The organism is Streptomyces sp. NPDC041124, assembly GCF_055592385.1.
Genome location: NZ_JBVIYR010000001.1, coordinates 885,707 through 907,509, shown reverse-complemented (window position 1 = coordinate 907,509; position 21,803 = coordinate 885,707). Strand labels below are relative to the sequence as shown.

Here is a 21,803-nt window from a genome sequence, read left to right as displayed (position 1 = left end):
TGGCCGTGTGCAGCCAACGTGACTGAACAGGGGGGTTGCGGGGTACGGGAGTTGGATTCGGGGTGTTTGCGGGTGGGGCGGGGGATTTGGTCGGGGCCGGTCACGGGGGTGCCGTCAACCGCGCAGGAGTTCCGGGATGAGTTGACGGCAGAGCCGTGCGCGGTCCGCCTGGGGCCCGCCGACGCCGCCGAGTTCGCGCAGGTGCAGAAGCAGGTCGTTGACGGTGTCGGGCTCCGGGTGCGCCGCGAGGAAGGTGCGCGTGGCGTCCGGCACGCTCCGGTCGGGTTCGAGCAGCAGCACCCGCAGGAGGCCGAAGACCGCGGCCGTGTCGTCCCTCGGGTCCCCCTGCGGGGTACGGAGCAACGCCGCCCACCGCTCCTCGCAGGCCGCGAGTCCCGATGCGACCGTGTCCAGCACCAGCGTCTCGAACAACAGGCCCTGGTCCTCCCCGTCGAGCGCCGCGGCCTGGGCGAAGTCCCGCCGGGCGAGCGCCAGGTCGCCCGCCTGCCGGTGGGCGATACCTCGCTGCCCGAGGGCCCAGGCGTCCGTGGGGTCGAGTTCGAGGGCGGCGGTGAAGTCGGTGACGGCGTCGTCGTGGCGGCCCGCCTGCCGGTGGGCCTCACCCCGGACTGCGAGAGTCCATCCGAGGGTGGGGTCCAGGTCGAGTGCGGCGGTGAGGTCGGCGACGGCGTCGTCGAGGTGACCCGCCAGCTGATGGGTGTCGCCCCGCTGTGCGAGGACGAGTGCGTGCGTGGGGCTGATCTCGAGGGCGGCGGTGAAGTCGGCGATCGCGTCGTCGTAGCGGCCGGCCTGGTGGTGCACTTCGCCCCGGGCTGCGAGGGCCCAGTCGAGGGTGGGGTCCAGGTCGAGTGCGGCGGTGAGGTCGGTGACGGCGTCGTCGAGGCGGCCGGCCTCCCGATGGGCCTGGCCCCGGGAGGCGAGGGTCCAGGCGTCCGTGGGGTCGAGGTCGAGAGCGGCGGTGAAGTCGGTGACGGCGTCGTCGTGGCGGCCCGCCTGCCGGTGGGCCTCACCCCGGACTGCGAGAGTCCAGCCTAGGGTGGGGTCGAGGTCGAGGGCGGCGGTGAAGTCGGCGATCGCGTCGTCGTAGCGGCCGGCCGCCCGGTGGGCCTGGCCCCGTTGCACGAAGACCGGGGCGTCGGTGAATCCCAGGTCGAGGGCGGCGGTGAAGTCGGTGACGGCGTCGTCGTGGCGGCCCGCCTGCCGGTGCACTTCGCCCCGTGCTGCCAGGGCCCAGTCGAGGGTGGGGGCGAGGTCGAGTGCGGCGGTGAGGTCGGCGACGGCGTCGTCGTGGCGGCCGGCCTGGTGGTGCACTTCGCCCCGGCAGGCGAGGGCCCAGGCGTGCGTGGGGTCCAGGTCGAGTGCGGCGGTCAGGTCGGTGACGGCGTCGTCGAGGCGGCCGGCCCATCCGTGCGCCTGGCCCCGGGAGGCGAGGGCCCAGGCGTGTGTGGGGTCGAGGGCGAGAACGGCGGTGAAGTCGGCGACGGCTTCGTCATAGCGGCCCGCCGATCCGTAGGCCCTGCCCCGGTAGGAGAGGACCCAGTCGAGCGTGGGGTCCAGGTCCAGGGCGGCGGTGAGGTCGTGGACGGCTTCCTCGTCGCGGCCCGCCGCCCAGTGCGTGACTCCTCGTTGCGCCAGGATCCAGCCGTCCCCGGGCTTGAGGGCGAGGGCGGCGGTGAGGTCGGTGACGGCGTCGTCGTAGCGGCCGGCCCCTCGGTGGGCCTGGCCCCGGCCGGTGAGGGCGCGGGTGAGGGTGGGGTCGAGGGCGAGTGCGGCGGTGAGGTCGGTGACGGCGTCGTCGTAGCGGCCGGCCTCCCGGTGGGCCTGGCCCCGGCCGGCGAGGGTCCAGGCGTCCGTGGGGTCGAGGGCGAGTGCGGCGGTCAGGTCGGCGATCGCGTCGTCGTAGCGGCCGGCCTCCCGGTGGGCCTCTCCCCGCTCGGCGAGGGCCCAGGCGTCCGTGGGGTCGAGGTGCAGCGCGGTCGTCAGGTCGGAGACGGCCTGGTCGGTGCGGTCCTGCCAGGCGTGGATCCTCCCCCGGTAGGCCCAGGCGCGGGAATGACCGGGGTCGATCGCGAGGGCGCGGTCGACCTCCGCGAGCGCTTCGTCGTCCCGGTCGGTGAGGAAGAGACGCCGGCCACGATGGGTGTGGACCCATGCCCGGGCGGCGGGGGTCAGCCCGCCGTGGGCCGACAGGGTGGACAGGACGGCGAGGGCGGGGTCGCCGTCGGCGGCGGCGGCCTGGAAACGTTCTGCCCAGGACAGGAGGGCGCGATCGCCCGTGTCGCGGGCCGCTTGTTCGTACGTGTCGGTCCACTCCCGCAGGACCGCCGTGTCCTGTCCGGCGGCATGAGCGGTCACCTCCAGCGCCTTCTCCAGACCGGCCGCGGGGTGGGCGCACAGCCGGTGGTAGGTCTCGGCCAGGTGGTGACGGCGCCACCGGGGGTCGCCCCACCGCTTGGTCCGCGGCAAGCGCTGCTCGGCGTCCTCGCGCCAGGCGGCGTGGGCGTCGGCGAGCTGCCGGTGGGCCGAGGCCCAGCGCTCGGGGGAGTGGGTGCGCTGGTGGCGCACCATGCTGGCGCGTACCACGGCGTGGTACTGCTTGAAGTCGCCGTGACCGGTGACGAAGGGCTGCCCGCACAGCCACTCCCACAGGTCCCGTCCCTCCTGCGGCGCGGCGGCGGCGAACACGTCCTCGTTCAGCTGCGGGGCGAGGGCGCAGGCGAGCACCGTCTCCCGCTCCCGCGGGTCGCTGATCCACTGGACGAAGCGCTCGACCACCGCGTCCACGGCGTCCCCGCCCTGCCGGATGTCCCCGGCGGTCGCGGGCCGGGTCAGGGCCAGCAGCTCGACCAGCAGCGGCAGCCCCATGGACAGTTCCAGCGCGGCCTCGACCGCGGTGGGCTCGGTCACTCCCCGCGCGGCCAGCAGCGCCCGCGTCTCAGCCTCGGTGAACACCTCCAGCGGCAGGTCCACCACCACGGCCCGCAGGGGCGCCCATTCCCGCTCCGACAGTTCGTCACGGCCGGCGAGCACCACCATCACGTTCGCCGGCAACGGGCCGTAGGTGTCCTGCACCAGATCGCGCAGCCACTGGTCCAGGTAGCGGCCCGTCTGTTCCCAGGTGTCGAGGAACAGCACCACCCACGGGTGCTGTCCGCCCATGCGGTCCAGTTCGCCGACGAACGCCCGGCTCAGTCCGGTCGCGTCGCTCCCCCGCCCTCGACGGCCGCGTGCTCCGGCACCCCGCAGCCGGTCCAGCCCCTGCGCCGCGGACTCGGGGCTCGCCATCGCCGTCACCATCCCGGCTCCCGGGATCAGTGACACCGCCCCCAGGGTGGCCTGGGCCATCACCCGGCTCGACAGCGACGCCTCACCCCCGGCCGGGCCGGCACCGTCCGCCGGTACGGGTTCGGCAGCGGCCGCCTGGTTCCGGCGGAACTGCTCGACCTCCCGGTCGAACCCCTTCATCGGGCCGGATTCGCCGGCCAGCTGACGGGCCAGTTCCGCCAACGCCTGCGGTACGCCGTGGACGTCGTTCTCGTCGACCACCGCGGTCACGGCGCCGGCCCGCCGCGCCGCTTCGCGCCACTGGCGCAGCAGCGTCGACTTGCCCACCCCGCCCACTCCGCGGACGTGGAACAGGAAGTCCGCGGGATCGGCTTCGGCGAGCGGGTCCTTCGCCAGGTTCTCCGTGAAGAGCGACAGCTGTGCGCGTCGGCCCACGAAATGCGCCTGGGCGCGTTGCCGAATCAGCTCGCCGCGTGACCGGCGTTCACGTGCGGGCACGTCCACCCCCTGCTCGGACCCGGTCACCGTAAGGAGCCACAGGAACACATGGTCCGGGTAAGGAGCCACAGGAACACATGGTCCGGGTAAGGAGCCACAGGAACACATGGTCCGGCACCGAGGGAAGAGCGGACGGCCCGTCAGATCGTTCGGGCACGTGGCCGAGCGGGGTCAGCGGCGCTTCCGGTGGAGGGCGATGGCTGCCGCGGTGCCGCCGGCGACCGCGCCGACGCCCGCCGCCGCGGGGATGCCGACCTTGGCGGCCTTGCGTCCGGTGCGGTAGTCGCGCAGCCGCCAGTCCATGCGGCGGGCGTGCTTGCGGAGCTTGGAGTCGGGGTTGATGGCGTAGGGGTGGCCCACCAGCGACAGCATGGGGATGTCGTTGTGCGAGTCGCTGTAGGCGGCGCAGCGTCCCAGGTCCAGCTCCTCGGCCAGCGCCAGGGCGCGTACCGCTTCCGCCTTGGCGGGGCCGTGCAGCGGTTCGCCCACCAGTTTGCCGGTGTACACGCCATCGACCGACTCGGCGACCGTGCCCAGCGCGCCGGTCAGCCCCAGCCGGCGGGCGATCACGGTGGCGATCTCCACCGGAGCCGCCGTGACCAGCCACACCCGCTGTCCCGCGTCGAGGTGCGCCTGGGCGAGCGCCCGGGTGCCCGGCCAGATCCGCTCGGCCATGTACTCGTCGTAGATCTCCTCGCCGATGGACTGCAGCTCGGAGACGCGGTGGCCCTGGACGATGGAGAGCGCCGAGTCGCGGGCCTCCTGCATGTGCTCGGGGTCCTCGACCCCGGCGAGCCGGAACCACGCCTGCTGCCAGGCGAACCGGGCGAGCTCGCGGGTCTCGAAGAACTTCCGCTTGTACAGGCCGCGCCCGAAGTGGAACAGGGCCGCGCCCTGCATCACCGTGTTGTCCAGGTCGAAGAACGCGGCGGCCCGTTCGTCACCCGGTACCGGGAATTCGGGTTCGCGTTCGGAAATCTCCTGGGTGGACTTCCGTGCTGCCTCCGCCGAGGCCTCGCCTGCCAACACGCTCCGCGCCGTGGCGGAGCGCCTACGGGGGGTGAGCCATCCGAGAGCGGCCATGGCGTGAGCATAGCCAGTCGGCGGGCATGTTCCGGAGCCGAGAGGTTGGAGCGTCGTGAACTCTCCGTGTCCGTGTCGTCAAGGAGGGGGAGACAATGGCCCGTATGAGCCCTCTCTTCCGCCGCAACACCCCGGCCGCTCCGCGGGACCGGCTCGTCACCCTCGTCCGCAAGCCCGGCTGCCATCTGTGCGACGACGCGCAGGTGGTGGTGGAGAAGGTGTGCGGGGAGCTCGGCGTCCCGTGGGAGCGGAAGGACATCACCGAGGACCGGGAACTGTACGACAGGTACTGGGAGCAGATTCCGGTCGTGCTCGTCGACGGGGAGCAGCACACCTTCTGGCGGGTGGACGAGCGGCGTCTGCGCAAGGCGCTGAGTGACTGACCGGCCAGTCCAATCTGGCGGAAAGTCGCTTAGGATCGATGGTGACTTGGTCTCGGGGGCGGGATTGACAGAGGAGAGTGTGCGGTTTTGCCCCCGAAAGAAAAGGAACCATGGTGCGCGCGCGCCGGTTCCCTACGAGTGCGCCGGGGTTGCGTGACCCCGGTCACGTTGGCCGGGCAAATCGGACACCATCTTTGTGCACGCGTTCACAAAGACATAGCCTGCATGCGACGGGGCGGTCCGGAGACGTATGAGCTGACGTATGACCGCCAAAAGCCCCGCTCTACCCGCAGGAGCACCGTGGCAACTGGCCGAACTCACCGACCGGCGACCCGTAGCCGAGGGATTCCCGAGGCCACCGTCGCCAGGCTTCCGCTGTACCTCCGAGCCCTCACCGCGCTCTCCGAGCGTTCGGTGCCGACGGTCTCCTCGGAGGAGCTGGCGGCCGCCGCGGGCGTCAACTCCGCGAAGCTGCGCAAGGACTTCTCCTACCTGGGCTCCTACGGGACCAGGGGTGTCGGCTACGACGTCGAGTATCTCGTGTACCAGATCTCCCGTGAACTCGGCCTGACCCAGGACTGGCCGGTTGTGATCGTCGGTATCGGCAACCTCGGCGCCGCGCTCGCCAACTACGGCGGGTTCGCGTCCCGTGGTTTCCGGGTCGCCGCGCTGATCGACGCCGACCCGGCGATGGCCGGGAAGCCCGTCGCCGGCATCCCGGTGCAGCACACCGACGAACTCGAGTCGATCATCACGGACAACGGCGTGTCGATCGGCGTGATCGCGACCCCCGCCGGCGCCGCCCAGCAGGTCTGCGACCGTCTCGTCGCCGCCGGTGTCACCTCCATCCTGAACTTCGCGCCGACCGTGCTGTCCGTGCCGGAGGGCGTCGACGTGCGCAAGGTGGACCTCTCCATCGAGCTGCAGATCCTCGCCTTCCACGAGCAGCGCAAGGCCGGCGAGGAGGCCGCGTCGGACACCGCCGCCGCCCCGGCCGCCGCCGCCCGCAAGGACTCCGCCACCGACCAGGGGCCCGACGGGGACGTCCCCGCCGTGATGCCGGCATGAGTCTCCTCGTCGTCGGACTGAGCCACCGCAGTGCTCCGGTCAGCGTGCTGGAGCGGGCCTCGCTGGGTGCGGACGCGCAGACCAAGCTGCTGCAGGACACGCTCGCCACGGAGCCCACCACCGAGGGCGCGGTCCTCGCCACCTGCAACCGCATCGAGCTGTACGCCGACGTGGACAAGTTCCACGCCGGTGTAGCCGAGCTGTCCACGCTGCTCGCCCAGCACAGCGGGGTCGGCCTGGAGGAGCTCACTCCTTATCTCTATGTGCACTACGAGGACCGGGCCGTCCACCACCTGTTCTCGGTGGCCTGCGGGCTGGACTCGATGGTCGTGGGCGAGGGGCAGATCCTCGGCCAGATCAAGGACTCGCTCGCCCGGGCGCAGGAGCTGCACACCGCCGGACGGCTGCTGAACGACCTGTTCCAGCAGGCGCTGCGGGTCGGCAAGCGCGCCCACTCCGAGACCGGCATCGACCGCGCCGGGCAGTCCCTGGTGACCTTCGGCCTGGAACAGCTCGCCCTCGGTGCACCCGTGGAGACCTGGGCCGACGGCAAGAAGGCCCTGGTCATCGGTGCCGGCTCGATGTCCTCGCTGGCCGCGGCGACGCTCGCGCGGGCCGGCGTGGCCGAGGTCGTCGTCGCCAACCGCACGCCCGACCGCGCGGAGCGGCTCGCGCAGATCCTGACCGAGGGCGACGACACGAACGTGCTGGCCCGCGCGGTACCGATGACGTCGGTGCCGGCCGAGCTGACACGTGCCGACGTCGTCGTCTCCTGCACCGGCGCGACCGGACTGGTCCTCACGGGCGACGCGGTCGCGGCGGGTGTCGAGGGCCGCACCGGTCAGCAGCGGGTCGTCGTCGACCTCGACGAGGAGGCGGAGCGGGCCCTGTCCGCGGCGCAGTCCCCGCTGCCGCCCGCCGCTGCCACCGACGAGAACTGCCCGCTCGACCTGGCCTCCGTACCGCCCGGCTTCTCCGTGATGGGCGAGGCCGCGGTCGCCGGTATGGACGCGGCGACGCTGGAGCAGCACGCCGCGTGGGCCGCGGGCACGACCGCGGGCCGCCGCCCGGCGGGCCGGAGCGGCCCGGAGGCCGACGCCGACCTGATCGGCGCGCTCGCCGCGACCGCGTCCGTGGTCGGCCGGATCCCCGAGCGTCGCCGCCCGGAACCGGTGGCGGAGCCGCCGCGCCCCGAACCGGTGCTGTTCCTGCTGGACCTCGCGATGCCGCGCGACATCGACGCGGCCGCGCACCGGCTGGCCGGCGTACGGCTGGTCGACATCGAATCGCTCGCGGAAGCCTCCGCGGACGCCCCGATGGCTGCCGATGTGGACCAGGTGCGGCGTATCGTCTCCGACGAGGTCGCCGCGTTCGGGGCGGCACAGCGGGCGGCGCACATCACGCCGACCGTCGTCGCCCTGCGCACCATGGCGGCCGACGTGGTGGCCGGAGAGATCGCCCGCCTGGAGGGGCGGCTGCCCGGCCTGGACGACAAGCACCGCGCGGAGATCACCCAGACCGTGCGGCGGGTGGTCGACAAGCTGCTGCACGCACCGACGGTACGGGTCAAGCAGCTCGCGGCCGAGCCCGGCGGAGCCGGGTACGCCGACGCGCTGCGCACCCTGTTCGACCTCGACCCCGAGACGGTGGCCTCCGTCTCCCGCGCCGAGGAAAGCACCGAGAAGCGAGACGCAAGGAACCGAGGGCCGGGATGACTGAGAAGGCACTGAGGCTGGGGACACGGCGGAGCAAGCTCGCCATGGCCCAGTCCGGGCAGGTGGCGGATGCCGTGAGCCAGGTGACCGGACGGCCCGTCGAGCTCGTCGAGATCACCACGTACGGCGACGTCTCGCGCGAGCACCTCGCGCAGATCGGCGGCACGGGTGTGTTCGTGGCCGCGCTGCGGGAGGCGCTGGCACGCGGCGAGGTGGACTTCGCGGTGCACTCGCTGAAGGACCTGCCGACCACGCAGCCCGACGAACTGGTCGTGGCGGCCACCCCGGTGCGCGAGGACCCGCGCGACGTGCTGGTGACGCGCGACGCGCTGAAGCTCACCGACCTGCCGCGCGGCGCCCGCATCGGCACCGGCTCGCCGCGCCGCATGGCACAGCTGAACGCGTACGCGCGCAGCCACGGCATGGACTTCGAGACCGTCCCGATCCGGGGCAACGTCGACACCCGCATCGGGTACGTCCACCAGGGCGAACTGGATGCCGTGGTGCTGGCGGCCGCCGGGCTGAACCGGGTCGGCCGCAGCGACGAGGTGACCGACTTCCTGTCGGTCGACACGATTCTGCCCGCTCCCGGCCAGGGAGCACTGGCGGTCGAGACCACCGCGGACAACGCGGAACTCATCGCCGCGCTCGCCGAGCTCGACGACCCGTTCACGCGGGTCGCCGTGACGGCCGAGCGGTCACTGCTCGCCGCCCTGGAGGCCGGCTGCAGCGCACCCGTGGGGGCGCTGGCCGATCTCCTGACCGGCGGGCAGTCTGTCAAGGAAATGCGCCTGCGGGGCGTCGTCGGTTCGACCGACGGTGCCACCCTGGTGCAGCTGTCCACCACCGGTCCCGTGCCCGGGACGCACGAGGCGGCGATGGCGCTCGGTCGCGGACTCGCCGCCGAGATGCTGGCGCAGGGCGCGGCCGGTCTGATGGGGGAGCGAGCACAGTGAGCCCCACCACCCTTCCCGCCCCTCCCGAACACGGGCACGTCACCTTCCTCGGTGCCGGACCCGGGGATCCGGGACTGCTGACTCTGCGCGCCGTGGAGGCGCTGGCGAACGCGGACGTCCTCGTCGCCGAGCACGATGTGCTCGAGGTCGTGCGCACCCACGCCAGGCAGGGCGTCGCCGAGGTGCACACGGAGGCCGACGCGTCGGTTCCGGGCACGGGCACGCCCCAACTGACGGTCGTCGACGGCGCGTCAACACCCGCCAGTGTCCCCGCGGTGCGGGATGCCGCACATCTTGTCATGGAGGCCGCGCGGGGCGGCAGGCGGGTCGTGCGTGCGGTGTCCGGTGACCCCGGGCTCGACGCGTACGCCGCCGAGGAGATGCTGGCGTGCGCCTCGGCGGGGGTGCCGTTCGAGGTCGTGCCCGGTATCGCCACCGCGGTCGGCGTGCCCGCGTACGCCGGTGTGCCGCTGCGTGACGCCGAGGGCGCGGACGTGCGGTTCGTCGACGCGCGCACGGCGTCCGACCGGTGCTGGACGGAGGTCGGCGCGTCGGACGGCACGGTGGTCGTCTCCACCACGCTGGACTCCGTGGCGGCCACGGCAGGCGAACTGGTGTCCGCCGGTCGCAAGCCCGATACGCCGATGACGGTGACGGTCGCCGGGACGACGACCCGGCAGCGCTCCTGGACGGCGACGCTCGGCACGATCGCGCAGACCCTGAAGCAGGCGAAGGTGCTGCCCTCCCCGGAGGGCGGAAGGCCAGTGATAGCCGTGGTCGGTGAGCGTTCCGCCCCCGCCCAGCGCGACCGGCTGGCGTGGTTCGAGTCCAAGCCGCTGTTCGGCTGGAAGGTCCTCGTGCCGCGCACGAAGGAGCAGGCGGCGTCGCTCTCCGACCAGCTGCGGTCCTACGGGGCCGTGCCGCACGAGGTGCCGACGATCGCCGTCGAGCCGCCGCGCACGCCCCAGCAGATGGAGCGGGCGGTCAAGGGCCTGGTGACGGGCCGCTACGAGTGGATCGCCTTCACGTCCGTCAACGCGGTGAAGGCGGTGCGGGAGAAGTTCGAGGAGTACGGGCTCGACGCGCGTGCCTTCGCGGGCATCAAGGTCGCCGCGGTGGGTGAGCAGACCGCCCAGGCGCTGATCGACTTCGGCGTCCGGCCGGACCTCGTGCCGAGCGGTGAGCAGTCGGCCCGCGGTCTGGTGGAGGACTGGCCGCCCTACGACCCGGTCTTCGACCCGATCGACCGCGTCTTCCTGCCGCGCGCCGACATCGCCACGGAGACGCTGGTCGCCGGGCTGATCGAGCTGGGCTGGGAGGTGGACGACGTGACCGCCTACCGTACGGTCCGCGCGTCGCCGCCCCCGGCGGAGACCCGGGAGGCGATCAAGGGCGGCGGCTTCGACGCGGTGCTGTTCACGTCGTCGTCGACGGTGCGGAACCTGGTCGGCATCGCGGGCAAGCCGCACAACGTGACGGTGATCGCCTGTATCGGCCCGGCCACGGCGAAGACCGCCGAGGAGCACGGCCTGCGGGTCGACGTGATGGCTCCCGAGCCGTCGGTCCACAAGCTGGCGGAGGCCCTGGCCGACTTCGGCACGCGGCGCCGGCTGGCGGCGATCGAGGCGGGCGACCCGGTGACACGGCCGAGCGAGCGGCGCCCGGGGGCGCGCAGGCGGCGGTCGACGACGTGACGGGGCCGTAACGGTCGTACACGTGAGGTGGTGGCGGGGCGTGCCGTGAGGGCGCGCCCCGCCACTGCGCGTTGGGACTGTGGCCGGGCGGCCGAGGGGGCGATTGGAGCGGTTCTCCATCGGTCCGCCTGAAACTCGCAGGTGGCCGGTCGCGCGAGCTTGGAGAAACGCTCCAATTGTTCTGACTCAGGCCGTAGGCCACGCCAGCACGGTCAGCTCGGGCCACTGCCGGCACCAGCGTGCCGCCTTGGCCTCGTACACGGCACGCGGCGCGAGGACCGGATTGGGGCGTACGACGAGCCCGAACACGTCGGAGAGCCCGTGTGGCGCGTAGACGCGCCACCGGCCACCGGGTTCCAGCCGCACGCCCAGGCAGCAGGTGGTCGCGGCGAAACTGTCGATCGCCGCCTCGGTGGAGGTGTACGGGGGAGACGGGACGCCGAACTTCTGTTCGTACCAGAGGTGGACGCGGGCCTCATTGCGGACCTCGACCTCGGCCGGGAGGTCCGCGAAGACCGTGGCCGCGGCACGGATCACCGCGTCCTCCGCCTCCCAGGACAGGTCGCGGTCGTCGAAGTAGAAGACGTCGTAGTCCTTGATCCCCTCGGTGGGAGGCCGGCCCGTGACGACGTTCCACACGGTCTGGAAGAGGCAGCCCGCTGTCAGGTACCAGCCGGGCAGGCCCATCGCCGCGGTCCGGTCGAGCACCTGGAGGAGCGTCTCGTTGCGGGACAGGGCGACTTGCAGGGCGGCGAGTTGCTCGTCCAGCGGGAGGTGTCCGGTCACCGTGCATGCCTACCACGATGAATGCGTCAACACTTCCCGCTGCCGTGTTCAGGCACTCGGCGCGCAGGGTGTTGTCCGGTTGATCGCCGTGCCGGTCGCCGGCACGATGCGAGTCGCCCCGGCCCTCCGAGGCATCCCGGGGGGAGGGAAAGCCAGAAGGACCGCGCGTCTTGATCGCTGGTGGGGCCGCTGATTGGCTGGCTGACATGGATGACCTCGGACCTGTCGCGTGGCCGCCCTTACCGATCACCACCGAGCGGCTCGTGCTGCGTGGGTCCGAGGCCCGGGACCGCGCGGCGTTCATCGAGCTGCAAGCCTCGCCGGAGACGCACACCTATCTCGGCGGTCCCCGGCCGCGTGACGAGCTGGAGCGCGAGATGCCCGAGGTGCCCGGGCGGGCGCCCGGGAGTCTCGTCGTCGAGCTCGGCAGGGAGATGATCGGCCACATCCTGCTCAGGAGAGCAGCGGAACACCTTCGCCCGGCTGCCGTGGGGAAGGTCGATCTCGGCTACCTGTTCCTGCCGCGGGCGTGGGGATGCGGTTATGCCACCGAGGCGTGCGCGGCGGCACTGGACTGGCTCGACAGTGTCCTGCCGGGTGAGCCGGTGGTGCTCGCCACCCAGACCGCCAACGTCCGCTCGATGCGCCTCGCCGCAAGGCTGGGATTCACCGAAGTGGAGCGGTTCCGGGCCTGGGACGCCGATCAGTGGCTCGGTCTCAGGTCCCCGGTACCGCCCTGCGATTGAGCCCTCGAGCTGCGGTGGCCCCGGCCGCCGACTGACACGCAGACGTGGTCCGTTGCCCGCACCCGTGCATCCGGGTGCGGGCCACTTGTGTTCGCTACGTCAGTGCTCGGACGCGTACGGCAGGAAGGCGGCCCAGGTGGTGGGGGTGAGGGCAAGGCGGTGGCCGTCCGGGTCCTTGGAGTCACGGACGAGGACGTGGTCAGGGGCCGCCGCCACCTCGACGCAGTCGGGGCCGTCGGGTGTGCTGTAGCTGCTCTTTATCCACTCGGGAGCCGTGGCGTCTTCGCTTGAGGTCTTGTGGATCATTCTTCTCCCAGCACTTTCTCGATGAAGGCCAGCGACTCCCGGGGGGTGAGAGCCTGCGCCCGGATGGTCCCGTAGCGGATGTCCAGCACTTGGACTTCCTTGGGATCGGTGATCAAACGGCTGACGAGCTGGACTTCGTTGTGCCCCACCGTGCCGCCATCTCGTAGCCGCAGCAGCCTGAACGAGCCTGCCAGTCCGGCGTTGTCCTCGCGGTCCAGGGGCAGGACTTGCAGATCAACGTTTCTCAACTGCCCCACTTCCAGCAAGCGTTCGAGCTGCCTTCGCATCACCATCCTGCCACCGATGGGACGACGGAGCGTGGACTCGCATTGGACGAAGTTGAAGAGGCGCAGCGGAGCGGTCTCGGTCAGGATGTCCTGCCGGGCCAAACGGGCTGCCACATGCCGCTCGAACTCGTCTTCCGTGAACGGAGGTCGTCGGGTCGCGACCGACGCGCGCACGTACCCTTCCGTCTGCAACAACCCGTGGATGACGGTGTTGTTGTAGGCGCACAGCTCGGTGGCCTCCGCCTCCAGGTTCTTCAAGTCCCGTACCTTCTTCGGGTACCGGACCTCCGCCACGTCCTTCTTCATCGCGGCGATCTTCCCGCCCGCGCTCAGGACCTCGTCCGCCGCGTCCAAGTACTCCGGCCGGGGAATCCGCCGCCCCCGCTCCACGCAGGAGACCAGCTCCTCCCCGTACCCGATCGCCGCCCCGAACTCCGCCTGCGTAAGGCCGGCCGCCTCCCGCCACAGCTTCAGCTGCCGTGTGACCGTGCGCATCACGGCCCCGGCCTCTTCGTCGTCCAGCCCCGCTTCCCACTCACTCATGCTCGCCGCCTCCCGTCGCGCGCCCTTCCCCGGACCAACTCCGGCCGCCCGCGCCCGGTCATCCCGGGCAGCCCGGACGGAAACCGGACACCTCACGGACAGCCACTGGTCGCACGGGCCGCCCGTCTTCACAGGCTACGCACGCACAAACACCCTGTGTGACATGAGTCAGGAAATCACCGCACCGAGCACCCCGCTCCACCAGTTCACGGTGCCGCTCTCCGCCACCCGACGAGGCGCCCGCCTCGCGCGCTTGCTCGCCACCGAGCAACTGCGCTCCTGGGGGCTGCCACTCGACCCGGCTCGGTTGATCGTCGCTGAACTCGCTACGAATGCCGTCGTGCACGGTCGTGTTTCGGGCCGCGGTTTCCGGCTCGGCCTCACCGTCACAGCGTCCGTCACCCTCCGCATCGAGGTCACCGACACTCGGGGCGAGTGCGTGCCCACGCGGGCACGGACACTCGCCGGGGCTGAACCTGCCGAGTCCGGTTACGGCCTGCTGCTGGTCGAGGAGCTGGCCGACCGCTGGGGCGTACGAAGGGGCCCGGCGCCGGGGAAAACCGTGTGGGCGGAGCTGGACCTCGGCCAGTGACGGATTGCGTGTCAACTGCGAGGGTTCGAGGAGGATCGCGTCAGCACGGTCCAACTCCAGTGGCGTCCGTGGACCAGGCTGGTCGTCTCTGCGGTGATGCGCCATCCGGACATCCACCCGCCGCGGCCGTGATTACGTGCCAGGCAAGAGCAGGTGCACTCGTAGCCGGAAGCGTTCATGCACCTCGGGTTGCATCTCTCCGAGCTGTTGTACTCGCGTCCGAGGAGTATGCGGCCGTACTGCTTGACCAGTACGCCGGCGAGCTCGATGAAGTGACGGGTGGCGAGGGACCAGGAGCCACCGCCGTGGTCCCATTCCGGCCGGGCGCGGCCATGGACGTGACGATGCACGAACTCCTCGTGCTTCTGCCACCCGTGTCCCGGGACCCAGTAACCCAGACGGCCATGAGCGGGCAAGGTGATCACCGGAGCGTCGGCGTCGTCCAGCGACGGGACCCACGCCGGCCTGGGAACTGGCACCTCCAGGATCGTGCTGACCGGCCGGGGCGGGCGTCTGGTGATGACAGACGGCTTCAACTCGTGCAGCAGCTCTGTCGGCGCCCCGGGGCGATAACGGGGCTTGCCGGACTCGGAGCATTGCGTTCGGGCGTCAGCACGCCGATGGGGATAGACCTTTCCGCTCCGTACGTCTATCTGTATGGCGCTACCACAGAGACGGCATCGCCCGTTCGCCGAGTAGGAAGACGGTGGCACGGAGTTCCCCTTTAGCGAGAGGACGTGGCGTGGTCTGCCCGGTCAGGCAGCCGGGCTTCGACGATGATCGTGCCCAGTGCTTGGCCGGTGGGCGCGGTAAGGCACCGCGCCTCGACGTCGACGAAGCCATGCTTGTGTGCGATGGCGGCCCACGTCTCGGGAGGATGACACCAGCGGTCCACGGTCATCTCCCTGCCTTCAGGGCCCTTCCCGTACATGGGTTGGCAGCCAGTGGCGTGCTGGGGCGTCTCACCGTGCGAGAAGGCGAACACCCCGCCAGGCAACAGTCGCTCGGCCACCAGGGGGAACAGTTCGTCCGGGTCGGTGAACCACACCGCGCCCCAGATCGAGTAGACGGCGTCGTACGTCTGGTCGTCGCCCCGGAGGAAGGAGCAGGCCTCTCCTTCTTCGATCGTCAGGGCGGGGACGTCCTTCCACCACCTGCGTGCCCGCTCGACCTGCACCGGGGAGAGGTCCAGTGCAGTGACGCGTACCCCACGGCGCGCCAGCCAGGACGCCTCCCGGCACTCGGCCGCTCCCAGTTCGAGCGCGGTGCGCGGCCGGCCGAGCAGTTCGGCTCCGGGGCCGTGACCTTCGTACTGCGTCCACTCGAAAGCCGTTACTTCGGGAGGCGGCGCCGGTCCGTCACGGTCCGGCTTGTAGCGGTCCCAGAAGAAGACGGGATCGTGTGACGTACGGAGCATGGGCGTCCTTGAGGGGAGCGGGCACGGTGCCCGAGCACCGTAGCCGCGGCCCACACGCGACACGCCACGAAGACACGAACGGGGGCCCGGGCACCCGTGGTGGGCGCCCGGACCTCAGGTCGTGCTCGATCAGTGGCAGTTCTCGCCCGGCCTGCACGGGCCGCACTTGGCGAAGTCGCGCTCCCACAGCTTCCAGTCCACCGGGAAGCCGTTCTCCGCGATGATGTGGGCCGTGCGCTCCACCGAGCCGTCGTACTTGAACTCGATCTCCGGGATGTGTTCCAGGAACCGGCCGCCGAAGTGCCGGGCGCAGAACTCGCGGTAGTTCTTCGTGTCCAGGATGAAGACGTGGACGGCGATGTCGACCAGGCGACCGCAGCACATCTCCAGCCCTTGGCCCCACTTCTCCATCGCCGTGATCAGGTACGAGACGGCAGCGGCGAACAGGCGCTCGGCCATGACCTCGTCGAAGGGGTGATCACGCATCAGGAGCTGGATCTCCCGCTGCCAGACCTCTGGCTCCACGTACATCCTGGGGTCCCGTGTCGCGGGAACCGTCCGGTCAATCTCCAGGGCTGTGGCCATCGTGGCTCTCCTCCCGTGTACCGCGTACCCGCTCCCTTTCGGCGGGGCGCAACATCACGGCATCACGTCGTAGGCGAGGAGCGTCCGCAACGACCGTGCCCCGCACGCGGTGTGCACGACGTGCACACGCACTGGGCGTGCCGGTGCGAAGCCCCTACCGTGGACAGACGGTCCTGCTCCTGTCATGGGGGAGGCGCGATGCAGCGCACCATCGACCCGGTGTGGAACTCGTCCAGGGTGCGGTCACTGATGGAGATGAGTGACCCTGGTGGGTTGATCCGACTTGGTCGGGCCCTACGCGGGTGGCGCCAGGCGGATCTGGGGCGTCGCCTCGGCTGTTCGGCGTCGACCGTCTCGCGCCTGGAGAAGTCCGGCCGCGTCAGTGATCTGCGTCTGTTACAGCGGGCTGCGTGTGAGGTCGGTGTACCACCGCACATCCTGGGAGCGGCACTGGGCCTCACGGGCCCACGAGCCACTAATGTTGCGCCGAACGGTCCACGCCACATCGAGGAGGACCCGATGCGACGCCGAACGCTGCTCGCAGCGGCCGGGTTGGCCGCCCCCACGTCCCTCCTGCTCGGGGTGGAATCGGCGCTCGCCGACCTGCCTGCGCCCTCGGGTTCATCGGTGCCGCTGGACGTGCGCCTGGCTCGTGCGCGTGCCCTGTTCGACACAGGCCGGTACGGCGATCTACTCAAGGCCCTGCCTGACTTGCTCGCCACGGCCCACGCCCGTATCCGTGAGCGTGCCGACATCGACTACGCGCGTCTGTCCGCCTGCTACTCACTGACGGCGCAGGTACTGGTGAAGATCGGGCGGTACGACCAAGCGCGGCTCACCGCCGACAGAGCGGGTCTCTACGCCGACCTCTCCGGGTCGCCGCTGGTTTCGGCGGCTGCGGCCCGCGAACTGGCCATCGTGCTGCGCCACCAGAATCAGGCGGACACGGCGCAGCGGCTGGTCCTCAGGGCAGCGTCTGTCGTGGAGGCGACCGGTCTGCACACCCAGGCTCAAGCGGCCGCCTATGCGCAGTTGCTCTGCACCACGTCCTACACAGCGGCTCGTGCGGGAAACCGCGACGAAGCGTTGTCGATGATCGAGGATGCCGCCCGGGCAGCCCGAGATCTGCCCGCCGTTCCGCTGGCCGGTCGCCTCTTCGCCATCACACCCGCCTCCGTGCAGTTGTACCAAGTAGGTGTCCACTGGGCGCTCGGTGATGCGGGAGCCGCGATCAGGGCGGGCGGACAGCTTCGCCCCGAGCAATTCACCACGGCGGAGCGCAAAGGACGTCTGCACACCGACATGGCCCGTGCATGGTGGCAGTGGGGGAAGCCCGAGCCGACTGCCCAAAGCCTGCTGGCAGCCTTTCGCGTGACACCGGCCGAAGTCCGGGACCGCCCCAGCATGCGGGCGATCGTCGAAGAGCTGAACCGCTCACACGCTCAGGCCGCCGGTGTCCGCGAGCTGGGGCGCCTGGTGCTTGCTGCCGCTCCGAGGGCCGGAGCCGGGTAACAAAGGACGCCAGTCAGAAGTGTGATGGCCGCGAGCATGTCTTCCTTGCTGCGGAACGAGGCCGCCGCGACTGTTGATATGGGCAGACGACACCGGCGGGGCAGCCCAGGTCACCTGGACGGCGTCCGGAATGTTCAGCCGCCCTGCCCCGCGCTGCCGATCGGGCCGACCTTCACCGGGGTGCCGGAGCCGTCCGTGACCGGCAGGGAGGAGCCGCCCGGCCAGTCGAGGGTCACCGACTTCGTCTCGTCCGGCGGGGTGACGACCAGGCCCGTGACGCGGACGCCGGAGCCGCCGGAGTCGTTGACCGGGTAGACGACGGCGAAGGACACCTTCTCGCCGTCCTTCAGGACGACCGAGGGGGCCTCCTCGCCGGTGCGCTCGGCGGAGAGGGAGCCCGCGCTGGTCTTCAGGTCGACGCCCGCGTAGCCCGAGATCGCGCAGTCCCGGCCGCCGCCGTTGGTGAACGTCACCGCGACGGTGCCGTCGGTGTCGCCGTCGATGGTGGCGTCCGTCGCCGTGACGTCCAGTTCGTCGGTGCGGCACGTGTCGGTCTTGCCGTCCTCGTTGTTCCCGGTTCCGGCGACCGTGCCGCCCTCCTGACCCTGCTTCTGACCCTGCTCCTGGCCCGCGTCGCCGTTCGCGGCGGGGGCCGAGGTGGCCGGCTTGGGGTCCGCGGCGATGTCGTCGCCGTTCTCGCAGGCGGTGAGCGAGAGGCCCGCGACGGCGGCCAGGGCGGCGATGGTGAGCTTGGTGACGCGCATGGTGTCTTCCTCGGTGTCGGTGGGGTTGTGTGTGTGACGGGCCGTCAGCGCGGCCGTCGCACCCCGCAAGAGACGTCCCGCCCGCTCGCCGTTTCGCTCGACGGCGGGTCCGGACAAGCCTGTTACAGACGGAGGCATGCGCGGTGACATCCGTGCCGTGCCCGGCACGCACGGCGGTGCGCCGGGGCCGGGTGGGACGGGCTCCGGTGGGTCGGCCGACGGGGCTGCGGGCCGTAAAAAGACCTAAGTACCCAGGGTAAATACCAACCAACCCGACCAAACCTCGTGTTGATCACTCGGCCGGGTGAAACGCGTCGAACTGGCTGGCGCGGCGGTGGTGAGGGCGGGCACTCTCAGCTCGGAGGGCCGGATCAACTCGGCGCTCACTTGACCCCGTACAGACGTCGGCCCCCGCCGGGACGTAGGACTCCCGGGCGAGGGCCTGACCACAGAGGAAGCAAACCCTTCCCCATGGCTGAACAGAAGACTAGTGCTGCCCCGCGCCCGATCCAGGGTGTTCCGCGATCCGCCACCCCGTCCGGTGTCACCCACGTACGTACGTGCCTATCCGGGCAGTACGTGGTCGTCGGCAACCACCTCGCCCAGCACCGTCAGTTGTCGCTGACCGCGATCGGACTCGCGACGCACATCCTCTCGGTGCCCGAGAGCACCCCGGTCGACATCCGCAGTCTCGCCGAGCGCTTCCCCGAAGGGCGGGACCGGATCGCCTTCGCCCTGCGGGAGCTGGAGGCGCACGGATATCTGCGGCGGGTCCGTGAGCACACGGAGGACGGGCGGCTGGTGACGCGGACGTACGCCCACCACACACCGCTGGAGGTGCCGTCCGCCGCCGTCGCGGAGCCCGTGCGGCCGGTGGGCCGGCGTGCGGGAGCAGGTCGCGCCCGCACCCGTCACACGGTGGAGGCAGTAGGCGGCGAGACACCTCAGGAGGACGATCAAGCCGCCGCCGAGCCGGTGGTCCCGGCCGGTCCGACGGCCCCCACGGTCCCGGACGCGCCGGTGCCGGTACCTGAGGCGCCCGTCTCCGCCGCCCCCGTGATGCCGCCGCACGAGTCGGCTTCCTCCGGACCGCCGCACGAGAAGGCGGTCGCGCTGCTCGCCGGTCTGCGCCGTGCCGACGAGCGCCTCACACTGTCGCTGCGTGAGGTGCGCCGGCTGGCCCCGGCCGTCGTCGACTGGCTCGAACGGGGCGTCAATGTCGCCGCGTTGCGCCACACCCTGACCGCCGACCTGCCCGTCGTCATGAAGCACCCGGCGGGTGTGCTCGCCTACCGCCTGCGTGAACTGCTGCCCCCGCCGCTTCCCGCAGCCCCGGAACCTCCCCCGCCCATGCCGGGGGGCCACCGCCCGTCCCCCTTCCAGGACTGTGACGGCTGTGACCGGGTCTTCCGTGCTCCGGAACCAGGCCTCTGCCGCGACTGCCGCCATGGACCGGCGGCAGCGAGCGGGGCGGCGCGTGCGGCCTGACCGCCGTCCGTGACGGGCGATGCGGCGGTTCCGAGGCCCGGTGACCCCGGTCGTCCGGCCGCGGGAGCGGTGGCCAGGACAGGGAGGCGTCGGTCGACGGCCCGAGCCGGTCGGCCGGACGAGACGGAGCAGCCCGTCCGGGGGGCGCTCCGTCTCGGCGCCGGCCGTTGACGGCTCCGTGCCTCGGGGCCGCGTCCTACGTGGACTTCTGCTTGGGCGTGAAGACCAGCAGACGGTCCAGGAGGAGCGAGGAGAGGGCCGGGTGGGTGAGGGTCTCGGGCTGCATGTAGGCGCGTGCCACCGCCTGCATGGTGCTCATGTCGACGGGCCGGTCGGCGCCGTACTGGGCGCAGAAGTCCGTGCCGGCGGACGGGAGCTCGGTGACGTGCGGCCCGGTCGGGCCGGCCTTGCCGGCCCGGCTGAAGGTCCACGCGTAGAGCTTGTCCGCGTCCGGGCTGTCGGGGAGGTAGTCACGCGCGCTGCCCCGCAGGTCGCGGTGGTTCCTGGCGGCCACCGAGACGGCGGCCTCCTCGTCGGCGTAGAGGGAGATGCTGGAGTAGCTCGCCTGCCGGGTGGCCACGTGGTTGGTGCCGTAGGCGACGACGAAGGAGCCGTCGGGCAGGCTGAAGGCCGGGCTCAGCGGGTCGTCGGCGTCGTTGGACAGGGCGCCGATCCCGGGTGTGGGGGGATCGATCACCTTGTTGGACTGCAGCCCCGGGTACGACTGCTCGAATCCGCGTTCCATCGCCACGTCGCGTGCCTCGAAACCCGGGTGGGCGTCGATGATCCGCTGACGCAGTTCCTGCAGCGTGGGGTTGAGGTCGAGCTCGGTGGCGCCGGTACCGGCGACGCGCAGCCGGGGGACGGGCAGCGGGGCGGGGGCGTACACCGGTTTCGTCTGGTCGGCGGAGGCGCCCTTCGGCCGTACCCGCAGGATCTGGAGCGGGGGCGCGTCGCGGTAGGCGTCGAGCGCCTTCTCGAAGCCGGGCTCGGGCGCGGCCGTGCGGATGCCGAGCAGGAACTGGTCGGCGTCCTCGCCGAGGCCCAGGCGGAACATGGCCGGGGGGACGGTCGCGTCGTTGATCGCGCCGCCGAGCCCGGAGGCGGCCAGCATCTCGTGCACCTCGGCCCGCGTGCGTTCGTGCCCCGTGACCACGAGGGCGAACGGCCGGCCGAAGGGGGTGGGGCCGGCGGTCTTCACGGTTCCCCTGTTGACCGGGTCGCCGACGGCGGGCCACAGGACCGGGCCGGTGTTCAGGGACCCCCGCACCATGGTGAGGTCGAAGGAGAAGTAGGCCTCCGGCGGCGGGGTCGTGCCGATCAGGACGACGGCTTCGTCCTCGCGCATGCGCCAGGTGACGGGGGGATTGGTGTTGGCCTTCTGCCCCGGCACCTCCGGCAGGTTGGTGACGATGTAGGGCGACTGGGGGTTCGGCCACATGCCGCTGAACAGGGCGCCCTCGCAGTACCTGCGGTTCAGGTCGAACACGGCCTCGGTGCCGGACTGGGACACGTACCCGGACCGCCCCAACTGGCTCTTGAAACGGGCCAGGTGGGGGTCGGCGGGGGGCGAGGCCGAGGTGTTCGCGGCCGGGGCGGGGGCGCGGATCGCCGTACCGGCGAAGATCCAGTGTCCGTCGTCGCCCGACGGGAGTCCGTGGGAGCGCGCGGCCTGTTCGATGCCGTCCAGACTGGCGCGGTAGAGGTCGGGCCACCTGGCTTGGCCGGGGCCGGTGGCGGGGCGGTCAGCGCGGCGGGAGACGGGGCGGTGGGTGCGGGCCGGGCGAGGGCCGCGGGTGCGGGGCAGAGGAGGGTGCAGCCGGCCGCGATGCCGCTGACGGCCGTCACCGCCATGCGGCGTCGGCGTGGCGCCTTCGGGTGACGTATCGGAAGTTTCTGCACACAGAGCTCCCAGGGGATGCGAGTGCGGAGAGTTGTCGCACGTCACGCTAGGTGCTTGCGCTGGACTGTGCACGTGCCGTTCACCCGGACGGGGGTGCTGCCGTACCGGACCCCAAGGGCCGGGCCGCTCGTGGTGAGGTCAGCGGCAGAGGGTGTCGATGCCCTCGCCGCC

The 21,803-nt window shown here is 71.5% G+C and carries 18 protein-coding genes and 1 pseudogene; 10 read left to right on the top strand and 9 right to left on the bottom strand.

Translation table 11 applies throughout. The features are described from left to right. Positions 1 to 114: 114 nt before the first annotated feature. Together ACZ6A9_RS04285 and ACZ6A9_RS04280 are read right to left on the bottom strand one after the other, a co-directional pair. On the bottom strand, positions 115 to 3,741 hold the full coding sequence (locus tag ACZ6A9_RS04285) for a tetratricopeptide repeat protein (protein ID WP_468977852.1): 3,627 nt from the start codon (positions 3,739 to 3,741) through the stop codon (positions 115 to 117). Between the two features lie 234 nt (positions 3,742 to 3,975). Then, a complete protein-coding gene (locus ACZ6A9_RS04280) occupies positions 3,976 to 4,887 on the bottom strand; it encodes an HAD family hydrolase (protein ID WP_189561511.1) in 912 nt (303 codons plus the stop codon). Between the two features lie 104 nt (positions 4,888 to 4,991). On the opposite strand from ACZ6A9_RS04280, the gene ACZ6A9_RS04275 reads away from it, so the two are divergent. The 5 genes from ACZ6A9_RS04275 to ACZ6A9_RS04255 all read left to right on the top strand — a co-directional run bounded on the left by ACZ6A9_RS04275 (position 4,992) and on the right by ACZ6A9_RS04255 (position 10,703). Next, on the top strand, positions 4,992 to 5,270 hold the full coding sequence (locus tag ACZ6A9_RS04275) for a glutaredoxin family protein (RefSeq protein WP_468977846.1): 279 nt from the start codon (positions 4,992 to 4,994) through the stop codon (positions 5,268 to 5,270). 300 nt (positions 5,271 to 5,570) lie between these two features. Next, the gene (locus tag ACZ6A9_RS04270) at positions 5,571 to 6,338 is read left to right on the top strand and encodes a redox-sensing transcriptional repressor Rex (RefSeq protein ID WP_228971534.1); all 768 of its coding nucleotides are present in this window, start codon (positions 5,571 to 5,573) and stop codon (positions 6,336 to 6,338) included. Next, entirely contained in the window at positions 6,335 to 8,053 is a 1,719-nt protein-coding gene (locus ACZ6A9_RS04265) for a glutamyl-tRNA reductase (RefSeq protein WP_468977841.1), read from the top strand. The genes ACZ6A9_RS04270 and ACZ6A9_RS04265 overlap by 4 nt, the downstream gene beginning before the upstream one ends. Continuing rightward, positions 8,050 to 9,009: a hydroxymethylbilane synthase gene (hemC, locus tag ACZ6A9_RS04260; RefSeq protein ID WP_468977839.1), complete on the top strand. Its 960-nt coding sequence runs from the start codon at positions 8,050 to 8,052 to the stop codon at positions 9,007 to 9,009. Before ACZ6A9_RS04265 ends, hemC begins: the two co-directional genes overlap by 4 nt. Further along, complete coding sequence (locus tag ACZ6A9_RS04255; RefSeq protein WP_468977836.1) at positions 9,006 to 10,703, top strand: bifunctional uroporphyrinogen-III C-methyltransferase/uroporphyrinogen-III synthase; 1,698 nt, start codon at positions 9,006 to 9,008, stop codon at positions 10,701 to 10,703. Before hemC ends, ACZ6A9_RS04255 begins: the two co-directional genes overlap by 4 nt. A gap of 186 nt (positions 10,704 to 10,889) precedes the next feature. Here ACZ6A9_RS04255 and ACZ6A9_RS04250 read toward each other — a convergent pair whose 3' ends face one another. Continuing rightward, complete coding sequence (locus tag ACZ6A9_RS04250) at positions 10,890 to 11,489, bottom strand: nucleotidyltransferase family protein (protein WP_468977833.1); 600 nt, start codon at positions 11,487 to 11,489, stop codon at positions 10,890 to 10,892. 206 nt (positions 11,490 to 11,695) lie between these two features. Between ACZ6A9_RS04250 and ACZ6A9_RS04245 the strand changes: the two genes are divergently transcribed. Beyond that, positions 11,696 to 12,235, top strand: coding sequence for a GNAT family N-acetyltransferase (locus ACZ6A9_RS04245; RefSeq protein WP_468977830.1), 540 nt, complete (start codon positions 11,696 to 11,698; stop codon positions 12,233 to 12,235). Positions 12,236 to 12,334: 99 nt separating this feature from the next. On the opposite strand, the gene ACZ6A9_RS04240 is transcribed toward ACZ6A9_RS04245, so the two are convergent. After that, complete coding sequence (locus tag ACZ6A9_RS04240; protein ID WP_468977827.1) at positions 12,335 to 12,541, bottom strand: DUF397 domain-containing protein; 207 nt, start codon at positions 12,539 to 12,541, stop codon at positions 12,335 to 12,337. Continuing rightward, positions 12,538 to 13,371, bottom strand: a complete 834-nt coding sequence (locus ACZ6A9_RS04235; protein WP_468977824.1) for a helix-turn-helix domain-containing protein — start codon at positions 13,369 to 13,371, stop codon at positions 12,538 to 12,540. The genes ACZ6A9_RS04240 and ACZ6A9_RS04235 overlap by 4 nt, the downstream gene beginning before the upstream one ends. Positions 13,372 to 13,534: 163 nt before the next feature. Between ACZ6A9_RS04235 and ACZ6A9_RS04230 the strand changes: the two genes are divergently transcribed. Further along, complete coding sequence (locus ACZ6A9_RS04230; protein WP_468977822.1) at positions 13,535 to 13,963, top strand: ATP-binding protein; 429 nt, start codon at positions 13,535 to 13,537, stop codon at positions 13,961 to 13,963. 724 nt (positions 13,964 to 14,687) lie between these two features. Here ACZ6A9_RS04230 and ACZ6A9_RS04225 read toward each other — a convergent pair. Together ACZ6A9_RS04225 and ACZ6A9_RS04220 are read right to left on the bottom strand one after the other, a co-directional pair. Then, on the bottom strand, positions 14,688 to 15,380 hold the full coding sequence (locus tag ACZ6A9_RS04225) for a class I SAM-dependent methyltransferase (RefSeq protein ID WP_468977819.1): 693 nt from the start codon (positions 15,378 to 15,380) through the stop codon (positions 14,688 to 14,690). Positions 15,381 to 15,509: 129 nt separating this feature from the next. Beyond that, positions 15,510 to 15,965, bottom strand: coding sequence for a glycine-rich domain-containing protein (locus ACZ6A9_RS04220; protein ID WP_468977816.1), 456 nt, complete (start codon positions 15,963 to 15,965; stop codon positions 15,510 to 15,512). A gap of 198 nt (positions 15,966 to 16,163) precedes the next feature. On the opposite strand from ACZ6A9_RS04220, the pseudogene ACZ6A9_RS04215 reads away from it, so the two are divergent. Together ACZ6A9_RS04215 and ACZ6A9_RS04210 are read left to right on the top strand one after the other, a co-directional pair. Further along, positions 16,164 to 16,388, top strand: a pseudogene (locus ACZ6A9_RS04215) (helix-turn-helix domain-containing protein); the annotation flags it as partial. Positions 16,389 to 16,484: 96 nt separating this feature from the next. Beyond that, on the top strand, positions 16,485 to 17,477 hold the full coding sequence (locus ACZ6A9_RS04210) for a transcriptional regulator (RefSeq protein WP_468977975.1): 993 nt from the start codon (positions 16,485 to 16,487) through the stop codon (positions 17,475 to 17,477). 134 nt (positions 17,478 to 17,611) lie between these two features. Here ACZ6A9_RS04210 and ACZ6A9_RS04205 read toward each other — a convergent pair whose 3' ends face one another. After that, positions 17,612 to 18,241, bottom strand: a complete 630-nt coding sequence (locus ACZ6A9_RS04205; RefSeq protein ID WP_468977813.1) for a DUF4232 domain-containing protein — start codon at positions 18,239 to 18,241, stop codon at positions 17,612 to 17,614. A 471-nt stretch (positions 18,242 to 18,712) separates the two neighbouring features. On the opposite strand from ACZ6A9_RS04205, the gene ACZ6A9_RS04200 reads away from it, so the two are divergent. Then, positions 18,713 to 19,729, top strand: coding sequence for a helix-turn-helix domain-containing protein (locus ACZ6A9_RS04200; RefSeq protein WP_468977808.1), 1,017 nt, complete (start codon positions 18,713 to 18,715; stop codon positions 19,727 to 19,729). Positions 19,730 to 19,925: 196 nt separating this feature from the next. Here ACZ6A9_RS04200 and ACZ6A9_RS04195 read toward each other — a convergent pair whose 3' ends face one another. Next, positions 19,926 to 21,242 (bottom strand): hypothetical protein, encoded by a 1,317-nt coding sequence (locus ACZ6A9_RS04195; RefSeq protein ID WP_468977801.1) that lies wholly within the window; start codon positions 21,240 to 21,242, stop codon positions 19,926 to 19,928. Positions 21,243 to 21,803: the final 561 nt, after the last annotated feature.

Excerpts from the sequence above, each read along its gene's own strand:
- ACZ6A9_RS04280 (WP_189561511.1), bottom strand. The coding sequence starts at position 4,887 with ATGGCCGCTCTCGGATGGCTCACCCCCCGTAGGCGCTCCGCCACGGCG.
- ACZ6A9_RS04275 (WP_468977846.1), top strand. The coding sequence starts at position 4,992 with ATGAGCCCTCTCTTCCGCCGCAACACCCCGGCCGCTCCGCGGGACCGG.
- ACZ6A9_RS04265 (WP_468977841.1), top strand. The coding sequence starts at position 6,335 with ATGAGTCTCCTCGTCGTCGGACTGAGCCACCGCAGTGCTCCGGTCAGC.
- hemC (WP_468977839.1), top strand. The coding sequence starts at position 8,050 with ATGACTGAGAAGGCACTGAGGCTGGGGACACGGCGGAGCAAGCTCGCC.
- ACZ6A9_RS04245 (WP_468977830.1), top strand. The coding sequence starts at position 11,696 with ATGGATGACCTCGGACCTGTCGCGTGGCCGCCCTTACCGATCACCACC.
- ACZ6A9_RS04240 (WP_468977827.1), bottom strand. The coding sequence starts at position 12,541 with ATGATCCACAAGACCTCAAGCGAAGACGCCACGGCTCCCGAGTGGATA.
- ACZ6A9_RS04235 (WP_468977824.1), bottom strand. The coding sequence starts at position 13,371 with ATGAGTGAGTGGGAAGCGGGGCTGGACGACGAAGAGGCCGGGGCCGTG.
- ACZ6A9_RS04230 (WP_468977822.1), top strand. The coding sequence starts at position 13,535 with ATGAGTCAGGAAATCACCGCACCGAGCACCCCGCTCCACCAGTTCACG.
- ACZ6A9_RS04225 (WP_468977819.1), bottom strand. The coding sequence starts at position 15,380 with ATGCTCCGTACGTCACACGATCCCGTCTTCTTCTGGGACCGCTACAAG.
- ACZ6A9_RS04220 (WP_468977816.1), bottom strand. The coding sequence starts at position 15,965 with ATGGCCACAGCCCTGGAGATTGACCGGACGGTTCCCGCGACACGGGAC.
- ACZ6A9_RS04210 (WP_468977975.1), top strand. The coding sequence starts at position 16,485 with ATGCGACGCCGAACGCTGCTCGCAGCGGCCGGGTTGGCCGCCCCCACG.
- ACZ6A9_RS04205 (WP_468977813.1), bottom strand. The coding sequence starts at position 18,241 with ATGCGCGTCACCAAGCTCACCATCGCCGCCCTGGCCGCCGTCGCGGGC.
- ACZ6A9_RS04200 (WP_468977808.1), top strand. The coding sequence starts at position 18,713 with ATGGCTGAACAGAAGACTAGTGCTGCCCCGCGCCCGATCCAGGGTGTT.